This window comes from Emergencia timonensis (assembly GCF_900086585.1).
GTDB lineage: Bacteria > Bacillota > Clostridia > Peptostreptococcales > Anaerovoracaceae > Senimuribacter > Senimuribacter timonensis.
Genome location: NZ_FLKM01000008.1, coordinates 1,071,365 through 1,083,925 on the forward strand (window position 1 = coordinate 1,071,365; position 12,561 = coordinate 1,083,925).

Genomic DNA, 12,561 nt, shown 5'->3' on the forward strand with positions numbered 1-12,561 from the left:
TGAGATGAACACGGCAAAAAAAGGAGACTGGGTACAAGTCGAAGAAACGGTACTAAAAGCAGGTCACAGGGCACCGCAGGTCCCGGAAGACACGCAGAATTGCGATTTGAAACTATGGGTAAAAGGAATCGCGAGGCATGAGGCAGTGATAGGAGAGGCCATGGAGATTGTAACTGTAACGGGAAGAAGAACCAGCGGAACTTTAGTTGAGGTAAATCCTAGATACATACACGACTATGGTGACTTCCAGCCGGAGTTATTAAAAATAGAATTACAATTAAAAGAACTGATGGAGGAGGCAAACTAGTGAAAGCAGATAAGAGTTATGAAGCGATAAACGCCCGCAAAAATGAGATTATAAAAAATGCAATGCAGATTGATTACGAGCAGTTTGAGTTACCCGGAATAGGCTTTGACTACGAAAGAATGATGAAAGAAGCGGGCTATTCCATGGAGGAGATGCAGAAGATTCAATTAGATCACGGTGTAGGCAATACCCCTTTGATCGAGCTTAAAAATCTCACTGCACTTTCCAGAAAATATGCGCCAAAAGGAAAAGGCGCGAGAATCGTCGTAAAGGATGAGGCAGCCAATGCGTCCGGAAGCTTTAAAGCAAGAAGGGCCTCCATCGCAGTGCATCATGCGAAAAAGCTTGGATACAAAGGCGTTATCGCTGCCACTTCCGGAAACTATGGTGCAGCAGTTGCATCTCAGGCGGCCATGCAGGGATTGAAATGTATTGTCGTACAGGAATGCTATGACGATCAGAAAATCGGTCAGCCGGAGATCCTGGAAAAACAGAGAATCTGCGAAGCTTACGGAGCAGAAGTCGTTCAGCTGACAGTAGGGCCTGAACTGTTTTCAACTCATTTAAGCCTGCTGGAAGATACAGGATACTTTAACGCATCTTTATATACACCATTTGGCATTGCAGGCGTAGAAACTTTAGGTTATGAACTGGCTATGCAGTGCAGAGAAAAATTTGGAAAAGACCCGGAAGCAGTTGTCTGCACCAATGCAGGCGGCGGCAACCTAACTGGCACGGCAAGAGGACTGATCAAAGCGGGCGCAATCGAAACGAAAATCATCGGCGCTTGTATCGACTTAAAAGGTCTGCATATGGCATCGAATAAAGACTTCAATAGAAAGTCCTGTACGACAGGCCACACCGGCTTCAGCTTACCGTTTACTACCTGGCCGGATCGTTCAGACTGCCCGAGAAATGCAGCCAGAGTGCTGAGATATATGGATGAACTGGTAACTGTCAAACAGGGCGAACTCTTCTATATTACCCAGGCACTAGCCGTTCTGGAAGGTTATGAAAGAGGTCCTGCAGGCAACACTTCATTAACAGCGGCTTTCGCCCTCGCACAGCAAATGGATGAAGATCAGATCCTGGTTGTCCAGGAAACGGAATACACAAGTGCAGGCAAGCACCCTATGCCGCAGCTGACCTTTGCCAAGGCAAATGGAGTGGATGTTGTATTCGGTAACCCCGATGATGAAGTTCCGGGACAGAACCTGGTGTTCCCGGCAGATCCGTCAATGATAAAAGCAAGGCCATACGATATGGATAAGGCGCACAAATCTTACATTAAGAACTGTGTGAACAACCACAATATGACTTCAGCCACTGAAGAAGATATTCAGTTCATTATGGCAGAAATCAAATGTGACAGAGACTACGTCGTGGCAGAGCTTAAGGATAAGGGAGTAACAATTAACGCTTAATTGAAAGGAAAGGAGACCCGTTATGCTTTCACAAAGAATCGAAAAACTCAGCAAAAGAGTTCGTGACACCCAGCCGACCATTGATTTGGACAGAGCCAGATTAATCACGGAATTTTACGCCCAGCCTTCCATGGATAACTATATTCTAAGAAGAGCAAAGGCTTTTAAACACTATTTGGAGAATATGGAGATCTTCATCGATGATGATGAGCAGCTTGCCGGCCATCAGGGCAGCCGCGTGCAATCCGTCATCTTACATCCGGATACCACAAAATGGCTTTACGACGATTTTGATACATTGGACAAAAGACCATCTGACAACTTGGCCTTCCGCTCAGAAAAAGATAAAGAGGACTTATGGGAGATCGTAAAGAAGTGGAGAGGCAACACCTTTGGAGATTTTGCAAGCAGTCTGATCGATGATGATACAAAGAAAATGATCGAGGCAGGCGTGCTGACCCATGGCATATCCAATCAGTCTACTATGAATCACTCGCCAGACTATGATAACTTCATCAAAAGGGGTTATCGTTATTACATCGATGAATGCAGGGAAAAGCTTGCAGCCCATAAAATCAATGATGTATACGATATGGAGCAGGAAATCGCATGGCAGTCCATGATCATTGTCATGGAGTCCATCATCAATTTGGCACATCGCTACGCTGATCTGGCTGAGCAGAAGGCCATAGAATGCAAAGATGCAAGGAGAAAAGAAGAACTTCTCACCATGGCTGAAAACTGCCGCACGGTTCCGGAAAATCCTCCGCAGACCTTTCTGCAGGCAACACAGCTTGTATGGTTCCATCATCTTGCCATTACTTTAGAGGTATCAGGCGGAGACCATAACCTGGGCAGATATGACCAGTATATGCTCCCGTTCTTTGAAAAGGAAGCAGCTGAGGGAAAGACGGAAGAATTTTTTGCCGACATCATCCATGAGTTCAAGCTGAAAATTATGGAGATGTGGAATATCAGATGCTATGCGGAATCTGTGGCTGACCCGGGCTGTCCTCTTTGGATGCACATCATCCTGGGCGGCGTAAAAGAAAACGGGAAAGACGCCTGTAATGAACTGACAAGAGTATTCCTTCGCTGCTTATTGGATTTACAGACGGACGAACCATGTATCTCCTTCCGTTATCATCGAAATATTGATGAAGAGACCTTCAGACTGGCCATCAAAGCGGCAAGAGATACGGGCGGACACCCGGCCTTCTACAATGACGATACGGCGATCAACTACCTGCTTCAGCTTGGCTTTACACTGAAAGAAGCACGGAACTGGGGAATCTGCGGCTGCATAGAACCACATGTTTTAGGAAAATCAGATTTCCAGAGTAATCCGGGATATTTTAATCCGATTAAAATCTTTGACATCATGCTTCATGACGGATATGACCATGTGACAGATACATTGATGGGAATGAAAACGGGTGATCCTAGAAACTTCAAGGATATTGAGGATGTAAAAGAAGCATTTAAGAAACAGCTTCAATTCTTCTTAAGCAAGTTTGTAGACATGTACGCAAGAACCTTGGCCGGCCATGCTTACACCCTGCCTACCATAACTGGCTCAACCCTGGCTGTTGGCTGCATGGAAAAGGGAAAGCTTTTACAGCAAAAGGGTTCGGATCATCATTACACGGCCATAGCAATTACAGGAATGGCAAATGTCATTGACTCCTTAGAAGCCATAGATGAATGCGTATTTAAGAAGAAATACATTTCCATGGACGAATTAATCGACATGCTGGATCACAATTTTGAGGGACATGAAGAGAAACGGCAGATGCTTCTGAACAAGGCGCCGAAGTTCGGCAACGACATCGAAGAGGTGGATCAGTATTCCTACTGGCTTGTGGATGTACTGGATACAGAAGCAAAGAAGTATCGTGACGCGATGGGCGGTGTGTTCACACTGGTCATTGCAACACAGGCTTACAATGTGGAACTGGGCAAACTGATCGGCGCGACGCCAGACGGACGACTGGCCGCGACGCCTCTCGCAGACAATGCGTCTCCAATGGCGGGAATGGATACAAACGGCCCTACTGCAGTCGTAAACTCTCTGGCATGCTGTGATCCGCTCGTTCCGGCAAGCGGGATGCTGCTAAATCAGAGATTCGACCCTACCGTGTGTGCAGGTGAAAAGGGCCTGGATATTATAGAGACCGTGTTCAAAGCACACTTTTTAAAAGGCGGTTTCCACATTCAGATTAACGTATTAGACGACAAGGTGCTGCGGGCTGCGCAGGAGGAACCGGATAAGTATAGAAACATCCTCGTCAGAGTAGCCGGATACTCCGCGTACTTCGTAGACTTGAGCGAAGAAATTCAAAATAATATTATCGACAGAACCATACAAACAGGATGTTAAGGAGGCAGAGATGTTATCATCAAGAATTGAAAGAATACGTGACCGAATCAGAACCACGACCCCTACGATCTGTCTTGACAGAGCCAGAATCGCGACGGAGTTTTATAAAACGCCATCAGTGGAGCCATATGTTCGCAGGAGAGCCGAGCTGTTCATGAAAGTGATGAAGACAAGGGAAATCTATATTGAAGAGGATTCCCTGTTAGCAGGAAGCATTGCGTCCAGAACCCATGCTGTGCCGGTGTTTCCTGAGATGATGAATTGGCTGCCTGAGGCAGTAGAAACTTTTGATACTCGCCAGTTTGACCCCTTCCAGTACATGCCGGGAGAAAAGGATGAACTGAGGGAAATTGCAGAGACATGGAAAGGCCATACCTTTGGAGACTATACCGATGCGCTCATGACCGAAGAAGAACACGAGCTGGTAGATATCGGAATCTTCACCAGGGGAATACAGCAATGCTCGACCATGTGCCATGCACCTGACTATGAGAATCTGGTGAAACGGGGATATCGTTACTATATCAATCAGTGCAAGGCGCAGATTGCAAAATTAGATGATGATATGACCATTGAAAACACGGATCAGAGAATGAAGTGGGAAGCAATGATCACTTCCATGGAAGCGGTCATTGTCATGGCTCACAGATATGCTGATCTGGCGGAGGAACTGGCAAAGGCATGTAGTGATGCAGAGCAAAAGAAGATGTATGAAACCATTGCCGAAAACTGCAGAATGGTACCGGAAAATCCGCCAGAGACTTTCTTGCAGGCAGCCCAGTTTGTCCTGTTCACCCATGATGCGATCATGATTGAAAATATGGGATATATCCATGCCCTGGGTCGTTTTGACCAGTATATGTACGAATTCTATAAAAAGGATTTGGAACAAGGCGTCTCTGAGCAGGAAATCGGGGATATCATCCATGAATTCAAACTGCGAATCGAGGAAATGTGGTATCTTAGAGACGAGTTTGAATCCGGTGCATACCCTGGATGTGCGCTGTACATTCAGCTGACCTTGGGCGGTCAAAAGGCAGACGGCACAGATGCATGCAATGATCTGACCAGACTGATACTTCACGGAATGGAGGATCTGCAGACGAAGGAACCGCCAGTTTCCTTCAGATATCATGACAATGTGGATGAAGAAACCTTCAGACTTGCTATCAATGTTGCATTAACTGGAGGAAGCCATCCGGCGTTCTTCAATGATAACAACAGTATCCCGGCCCTTATAAATATCGGTTTCACTCTGGAGCAGGCGAGGAACTGGTGCCTGCTGGGCTGTACTGAGCCAATTGTACCAGGTCTTTCAGACTATCAGTCCATGCTTGGATTCTTTAACACCATAAAGGTATTTGAAATCGCCCTTTATGGAGGAAAAGATCCTGTTACTGGAAAACAGATCGGACCGGAAACGGGAAATGCGAGAGACTTTACATCCATAGAACAATTGAAAGAAGCGTATTTAACACAGCAGGCATATTTCATCAAGCGTTTTGTCGGCAAGTTTAACAGAATGGTATCTGCCCACGCATATACCATGCCGACGCTGCTTGCCTCAGCATTTACCCAGGGCTGCATTGAAAAAGGGAAGCTGCTGCAGGACAAAGGAGCCGACTATCGATGGGATGCTATGGCGACGACGGGCCTTGGGAATATCGCAGACTCCTTTACGGCAATTGAAGAGTGTGTATTCAACAAAAAATATCTGACCATGTCAGAGTTGATGGATGCACTGGAATGCGACTTCAAGGATAAGGAAGATATTCGCCAGGTATTGATACAGAGAGCGCCGAAGTATGGCAATGATATTGAACAGGCTGACAAGTACGCGCAGTTTGTAATTGAAAATGCCGATGCCGAGATAAAGAAGTATATGGACGGAAGAGGCGGCAAGTTCATCTCTGTGTGCGCAACCCAGTCCTACAATGTACAGCTTGGAAAAAATATTACAGCGACTCCAGATGGAAGACATGGGTTTACACCGCTTTCAGATAATGCTTCCCCGATGATCGGCTGTGATACCTGTGGACCAACCGCTGTCGTGAAATCCCTGGATTCTATCAATCAGGAGGCGTCACAGGCTGGAATGCTGCTGAACCAGCGCTTTGATCCACAGATTGTAAAAGGTGAAAAGGGTATTGACATCGTGGAAACGGTGTTAAAGGCACACTTCCAAATGAAGGGCAGCCACATGCAGATCAACGTCGTGGATAACGAGACTCTGAGAGATGCACAGGTACATCCGGAAAACTATCGCAACATGCTGGTTCGAGTTGCAGGCTATTCTGCTTTCTTCGTCGACTTGGAGAAAAACATTCAGGAAAACATCATCGAAAGAACGATACAGACAGGACTGTAAAATCAAAAATCATAAATAATAAACAGGAAGGAACTGTTCCATAGCAATGGGCAGTTCTTTTTCTTTGTAAAATAAAAGGCCGCCAAATGGCAGCCTTAAGGATGGTATTTGTTTATTCAAATGCATTTACTTTTTCAAATGAAGCAATGACTGATTTCATGATTGCTGTAGAAAATCCTTCTTCTTGCAGCACTCTCAATCCTTCGATGGTTGTTCCGCCAGGTGAAGTCATCTGATCCACCTTAACAGCCGGATGCTCACCGGTTATTTCCAGGACGCCTGCCACGCCTGCCATGTTTTTGATTGCAATATTGCGGGCATCGGTACGGCTGAAGCCTATGTAGACACCAGCGTCAATCAACGCCTCTGTCATCTTATATAACCACATCGGTCCTACATTGCTGAACGCAGTAAAGGTATTGAACATTTCTTCTCTAATGTGCATCACCTGTCCCAGGGCATTGAGGACCTCATCCACCAATGCTTGATCTTGCTCTGTACAATTTTCGTTGAATGAGGCAGCACTATAGCCATCGCCTGACTGATTGAGGGTGTTGGGCATGACGCGAACAACCTTTTTATCACTGCCTGCGATATTTTCCACAGATGAGATCGTTACACCGGCTGCAATGGACATGATGATCGTTTTTTTGCTGATTAACGGTTTTAGCATCTTCGCGACTGTCGGCACTTGGGGCGGGTTGACCGCAATGATTACCATATGGGCTTCTTTAATTGATGCCTCTGCATCCTTTGTCGCCGTTACGCCATAGGTCTTCGTCAAGTATTCACAGCGGTTTGGAACCAATTCATTAACAGTAATGTCTTCAGGATGATTTACTCCATTCTGAAGCAGTCCTCGCATTATTCCTTCTGCCATGTTGCCGCCACCGCAGAAAACAATTTTTTTGCTCATTTCATTTCCTCATTTCTTATTATTTACACGTTCTTCCAGTCAATTTTATCTACCCTTATTATATCTATTGTCATTCCTGTTGTCAACTTATATTTGTTGTCATACAATAGATATATTCTCAAAGATAAGAAAGGTAGAACTACCGTTGGGCACAAAAAGAACACCTGCCCTGTGGACTGGCTGAAGTCTCGGGGCTGGTTGATGATCCTCAGCTTATGTCCATGACCTATCATCGGGCCTCCACATACAGGACAGAACATCGGTTTTCTTACCGGAGTAATTTCATAACGGACAGCATCCTCTTCCATTCTGATATCGCATTTTGCAATATCAGAGGTAGTGACATTTAGCAACGTTTTGATAAAATCAATATTAGGAATAACGCAGTCCTCCCTTCATGTAACATTGAATTATTGACAAGATAATCATAATACATGGAGGGTATATTTTTCTACCCACACGATAATTTAGAGCGCCCAGATATTCGTCACTATCAAGTGGGTAAAAAATACCCACTATTTTTTTGTTTTCCTTATTTCTCAAGGGCAGGTGCCCTAGGACAACGCCTTCTGGGGTACGCATAACTATCCGATATTATATAATTGCAAGTTATGTGCCAAATTGCAAAATATCTAACATTAAATTGAAGAAAATCTATAAATAAACAGTATATTAATCAATTTTTGGTAAATATAACTATTAATTGAAATCTTATTACATTTATACTCTTTAATGAAAATTCAGTGTTTAATAATAATTCAAACTTGTGTGTAAAATATCCACTCGGTAAACCGTTGACAAATAGAAAACGAGATGATATAAAGTCTGTATTGAACGTTCAATGCGGCATCGGAAGTCAGTGATTATAACTCTGAATTTATCAGCATGTCAATGAAGATTTTGATGTCAACTAAAATTATTGCTGCTCTTACCGATATTTTGGTAGAGCGGTGAGCAGCCGTTATCATAAAGAAAGGAGACACAATATGCCTACTTGGTTGTTTTTTATCGGTATTACAGCTCTTACTATGGTAATCTGTATTGTTGTCACCATCCTGTGGCTCGGAAAGAATCCAAGTGATGAGGATGATCTTGACCGTAGACTTGCTGAACTTGCTGCACAGAATGTTAAGAAAAGAAAAGAAAGAGATGCAGCAAGCGCGGCGACTAAATAGTATTAAGTAATTGTTTAATTTTTAAGTGAGGTGAAAAATATGAATAGCCTACGTGTAATGGCGTGGATATTCCTTGTTGCATTCTTGGGATTCTTATTATATGTCGGTGTTTGGGCCGGCAGAAAAAACAAATCCGGTGGTACTGGTGCTGAAGTTGAGTATTTCCTCGGTGGAAAATCAACGCCTCTGATTGTACTTGCAATGTCATATGCGGCATCTGCGGTATCAGCAGGATCCTTCATCGGAGACCCTGGTATGATGTCTACAATCGGCTGGCCTTATTTCTGGCTTGTTGTCGGCGTTGTTCCGGGACTGGTTCTTCCTGGATATATTGTTATCAGAAAGATGCGTGTTCAGGCAGAAAAGTATGGTTCGTTGACCTTAACCGAATATCTTGGCGATCGTTATCGTTGCCCATTCCTCAAGTACTACTTGACGATTGTTATTACTATATGCTTCCTGTTCATGCTGGTATCCCAGTTCAAGGGTGCGGCAGCTCTTCTGGAAACATATACCGGTATTCCGTTTAAGGTTGGCCTAATCATAATGTTAGCTGTTGTAGTATTCTACGTGAATACTGGAGGACTTCGTTCAGTAGCATGGACAGACTTCTTCCAGGGATGCTTCATGACAGTTATGTGTGTTATGATGGTAGTTGTAGCGGTTTATAAGGTTGGCGGTATGCATTCGCTAGAGGCTACACTGGCTGACAAGTGGCCAGAAGCTCTTTACATTTCTGAAGCTGGACCAACTCAGGCAGACGGAACCGTCGTTGGCTGGATGGGAATTATCAGCCTTATAACATGGGGATGCACTATTATGTTCTGCGCACCCCATATCACTTCAAGGTATTTGGCACTTCCAGCTGTACATAAGAAAGATGTTGCAAAGTTTTCCATGATTTCCATGGTTACCGGATTCTTGTTCAATCTTATGTTCATCTGCGGACTTTGCGGAAGAGTTATTTTCCCAGATGCAGAAGCAGATTATTTGACCGTAACAATGTCGTCTCAGCTGTTGCCGCCGATTCTTGCTTGTGTATGTATGATAGGATTCTTCTCTGCAATCGTATCAACAGCCACTTCAATTCTTCTGGTTATAGGACAGTCTATCGGACGCGACCTCTACGGTGGTCTTTCAAAGAAAGCGACGCCTGAAAAACAGGTACGCGTAACCCGGTATGCGACTGTTATCTGTGCACTGATTGTATTATTATTCAACATGGTTAACCCACCTGCATTCCTTCAGATTTTCATTTACCTTGGTCTGTCAGGGATAGGAAGCGCTGTATTTATGCCTCTTTATGGTGGTGTTCTGACAAAGAAGGGAACTAAGTTGGCAGCAATTTTGTCGTCAATTGCAGGACCTGCAATGTATGTAATATGGACTGTACCTTTGGGACTCAGTTGGGTATCCGGAATGGGTGTTGGACCGCTTGCAGCTCTGGTAGTGTATTGTGTAGTTACATGGATTGAAAACGCAGTCAAAGGACTTGATCAGGTTATGATCGATTGGGCTGACGGCTTCAAGGATGTTGCTGAAAATGATACATATATGGCAAGGAAACATGCATAATAGCTAATAAAATACACAAAAAAACTAATAGAAATGTTGGACTAAGGCTGATGATTATGCATTTTGCATGGAGTCAGCCTTTTTTCTTAATAATGAACAGGAGGAGAAGACAGATGATAAAAGTAATCATTACGGCGCCGAAAGGCAAAATGGATTCCTTGATTCTGGAAGAAGCTGTGAAATGCGACACCATTGAAGTGGTCGGAGCTATCGGACCCAAAGGGAGAGATTATATCGGAACCGAGATCTGCGGGGTAATGGTATATGATGACTTGGAAGCTGTGATCGATCAATGCGATATGGTGGTGGACTTTTCCGGGGCGGAAATTGCGATGGAAGTACTGGAGGTATGCCTTGCACATAACAAGGCATTGCTGGAAGGAAGCACCGGATTCACGGAAAAACAGAACAGGAAAATTGAAGAAGCCAGCAAAATGATACCTGTTTTGAAAGCGGCCAACACATCTTTTATGGTAAACGTGCTGATGCGTATTTTGGAATTTGCGGCTGATAATCTTGCCGATTCCTGCGATATCGAAGTCATGGATATTCACGACAGAAATAAGCTTGACGCACCTAGCGGAACAGCTCTGGAAATGGGAGAAGCTATTGCAGGGGCAGCCGGCATGGAAGTTTCGCAGATTGAATTCCATTCCGGAAGGATGGGTGATTCTCCTAGTACACACACCATCTATTTTGGCGGAATTGATGAAAGAATAGAAATTACACACCAGGCATATACAGGAAGATGCTTTGCAATTGGTGCCTGCAGAGCGATTGAGTTTATGGAGGGCAAAGACACAGGAATGTATACAATGGCTGATGTGATAGGCTAGCAGTATCTTTTTATCCCCGGCGACTTTTCTTTTAGAGATGAATCTACTCCCTTCCCAGCGACAAGTTTTTTTTATTTCACTTGTTCGCCTGGAAGGGAGTAGTTTTGTTTGCCAGTGAAGTTGCTGAGCAGTTACTTCTATTTTTTCTCTACAGACTTTCTAAATAAATATCGTATATTTCATCGTGAGTCAAAGGACGGAACGAGGTGCTGGATATGAGGCAGGTATTTGCAATCATACGTAAGTCGGATTCGTCGGTAATGCCTATTGATTTAGTTAATCTGTGCTTATACAAGAAGGAAGCCTTTCGGGAACGGATCGTCAGGATCGAGAATCCATGTTGCAAAGCCCTGGATATGGGCGTTGCCGGTTACCTTTGGAACTACGGCCTTAAATCCTGCAAATTCAGTTTCTTCGACAATCTCACAGCGGAAACAGGATCCGATGATGCTTTCGTGCACAAAAGATTCACCAACTCTCAGCATGCCTTTTTGATAAAGAACAGCTGATTTTGCGGAAGTGCCAGTGCCGCAAGGGGAACGGTCCACTGTTTTAGGCAGAGCGACAACAGTATTCTGAATATCTGCTCTCGGATTTTTTGGCGGACCGTAAAACTCAACATGAGTGACCTCGTAGACAAAGGGAAGATCAGGATGATGGAAATCTACCTGTCTGTTGATATCGCATGCGATTGACTGTGCGGCATGTATAATTTCAGCAGTATTTTTTGGATCGATTGTGATTCCAATTGATTCGGCTGGCATTATGGCATATAAATTGCCGCCCCATGCTACATCCATGGTAAGCTTACCGTAATCTTTCGTTTCGACGGTGAGATTTTCCCGAAGAACAAAGGCAGGGGCATTGGCAAAGGAGACTTCCTTTACAGAACCGTTTTCAACTTTTGCTTCAATTTTGATGACACCTGCGGCGGTATCCAGATTAATAGTTGTAATTGGCTCGGTGACAGTTACCATGCCTGTTTCTATCAAAGCTACGGAAAGACCGATGGTATCGTGTCCGCACATTGGAAGCCAGCCGCTGGTCTCAAAATAGAGAACGCCGACATCGGTTCCCGGAGTGCAGGGCTCAGTAACAAGTGTACATGACATATAATCATTTCCCCTTGGTTCATATGACATAAGTGTGCGGAACCAATCCTCGTGCTCTTTCATGTAAATAAATTTTTCGGCCATGGTGCTACCGGGGACATGAGGAAAACCGCCGATAATGTTTCGGGTAGGTTGTCCCAATGTGTGTGTTTCTACAGTCCGGAATATTTTTTTTGCATTCATGTTTATACCTCCATCGTTCCAGAATAATAATAGTCTTAAATAAATTATAGCAATATTTATGCCAAAAGAATTTGATGTTCGAAAGGAACTAAGCCGTACAAGTGTATTGTTTTTACACGCGGTGTAAAATTAATACACACATAAACAGCGACCGTGAAAAACAGGGGAGACGTAATTACGATTTTTCAACGTATAAAAGAATAAGCCGTTGGCATATTTTTTGCTTATTATCTTACCAATACCATGGGGATAGATTTCTGAGAAAGTTGAAAGAGGTGTAAAAAT

At 44.1% G+C, this 12,561-nt stretch carries 10 protein-coding genes; 7 read left to right on the forward strand and 3 right to left on the reverse strand.

Annotated elements, in window-relative coordinates; genetic code table 11:
* Window positions 1-4 precede the first annotated feature (4 nt).
* Genes ortA through BN6539_RS06395 form a run of 4 tightly spaced genes read left to right on the forward strand, consistent with a single transcriptional unit; the run spans window position 5 to window position 6,479 of the window.
* Window positions 5-307: a 2-amino-4-oxopentanoate thiolase subunit OrtA gene (ortA, locus tag BN6539_RS06380; protein WP_067535343.1), complete on the forward strand. Its 303-nt coding sequence runs from the start codon at window positions 5-7 to the stop codon at window positions 305-307.
* Window positions 307-1,731, forward strand: a complete 1,425-nt coding sequence (gene ortB, locus BN6539_RS06385; protein ID WP_067535347.1) for a 2-amino-4-oxopentanoate thiolase subunit OrtB — start codon at window positions 307-309, stop codon at window positions 1,729-1,731. Before ortA ends, ortB begins: the two co-directional genes overlap by 1 nt.
* Before the next feature lie 22 nt (window positions 1,732-1,753).
* Window positions 1,754-4,111 carry a glycyl radical protein gene (locus BN6539_RS06390; protein ID WP_067535350.1) on the forward strand — a complete coding sequence of 786 codons (2,358 nt, stop codon included), beginning with the start codon at window positions 1,754-1,756 and terminating at the stop codon, window positions 4,109-4,111.
* 10 nt (window positions 4,112-4,121) lie between these two features.
* A complete protein-coding gene (locus BN6539_RS06395) occupies window positions 4,122-6,479 on the forward strand; it encodes a glycyl radical protein (protein WP_067535354.1) in 2,358 nt (785 codons plus the stop codon).
* A 112-nt stretch (window positions 6,480-6,591) separates the two neighbouring features.
* On the opposite strand, the gene proC is transcribed toward BN6539_RS06395, so the two are convergent.
* Window positions 6,592-7,395, reverse strand: coding sequence for a pyrroline-5-carboxylate reductase (gene proC / locus BN6539_RS06400; RefSeq protein ID WP_067535357.1), 804 nt, complete (start codon window positions 7,393-7,395; stop codon window positions 6,592-6,594).
* Between the two features lie 23 nt (window positions 7,396-7,418).
* Window positions 7,419-7,703: a hypothetical protein gene (locus tag BN6539_RS22715; RefSeq protein ID WP_207645083.1), complete on the reverse strand. Its 285-nt coding sequence runs from the start codon at window positions 7,701-7,703 to the stop codon at window positions 7,419-7,421.
* Between the two features lie 678 nt (window positions 7,704-8,381).
* Between BN6539_RS22715 and BN6539_RS06410 the strand changes: the two genes are divergently transcribed.
* The 3 genes from BN6539_RS06410 (at window position 8,382) to dapB (ending at window position 10,981) form a co-directional block, all read left to right on the forward strand.
* Window positions 8,382-8,570, forward strand: a complete 189-nt coding sequence (locus BN6539_RS06410) for a hypothetical protein (RefSeq protein WP_067535366.1) — start codon at window positions 8,382-8,384, stop codon at window positions 8,568-8,570.
* Between the two features lie 39 nt (window positions 8,571-8,609).
* Window positions 8,610-10,145, forward strand: coding sequence for a sodium:solute symporter family protein (locus tag BN6539_RS06415; RefSeq protein ID WP_067535369.1), 1,536 nt, complete (start codon window positions 8,610-8,612; stop codon window positions 10,143-10,145).
* A 113-nt stretch (window positions 10,146-10,258) separates the two neighbouring features.
* Window positions 10,259-10,981 (forward strand): 4-hydroxy-tetrahydrodipicolinate reductase, encoded by a 723-nt coding sequence (gene dapB / locus BN6539_RS06420; protein ID WP_227142404.1) that lies wholly within the window; start codon window positions 10,259-10,261, stop codon window positions 10,979-10,981.
* A gap of 287 nt (window positions 10,982-11,268) precedes the next feature.
* Here the strand turns inward: dapB and BN6539_RS06425 are convergent, their stop codons facing one another.
* Window positions 11,269-12,276: a proline racemase family protein gene (locus BN6539_RS06425; RefSeq protein WP_067535372.1), complete on the reverse strand. Its 1,008-nt coding sequence runs from the start codon at window positions 12,274-12,276 to the stop codon at window positions 11,269-11,271.
* Window positions 12,277-12,561: the final 285 nt, after the last annotated feature.

Excerpts from the sequence above, each read along its gene's own strand:
- ortA (WP_067535343.1), top strand. The coding sequence starts at position 5 with ATGAACACGGCAAAAAAAGGAGACTGGGTACAAGTCGAAGAAACGGTA.
- BN6539_RS06390 (WP_067535350.1), top strand. The coding sequence starts at position 1,754 with ATGCTTTCACAAAGAATCGAAAAACTCAGCAAAAGAGTTCGTGACACC.
- BN6539_RS06395 (WP_067535354.1), top strand. The coding sequence starts at position 4,122 with ATGTTATCATCAAGAATTGAAAGAATACGTGACCGAATCAGAACCACG.
- proC (WP_067535357.1), bottom strand. The coding sequence starts at position 7,395 with ATGAGCAAAAAAATTGTTTTCTGCGGTGGCGGCAACATGGCAGAAGGA.
- BN6539_RS22715 (WP_207645083.1), bottom strand. The coding sequence starts at position 7,703 with ATGGAAGAGGATGCTGTCCGTTATGAAATTACTCCGGTAAGAAAACCG.
- BN6539_RS06410 (WP_067535366.1), top strand. The coding sequence starts at position 8,382 with ATGCCTACTTGGTTGTTTTTTATCGGTATTACAGCTCTTACTATGGTA.
- BN6539_RS06415 (WP_067535369.1), top strand. The coding sequence starts at position 8,610 with ATGAATAGCCTACGTGTAATGGCGTGGATATTCCTTGTTGCATTCTTG.
- dapB (WP_227142404.1), top strand. The coding sequence starts at position 10,259 with ATGATAAAAGTAATCATTACGGCGCCGAAAGGCAAAATGGATTCCTTG.
- BN6539_RS06425 (WP_067535372.1), bottom strand. The coding sequence starts at position 12,276 with ATGAATGCAAAAAAAATATTCCGGACTGTAGAAACACACACATTGGGA.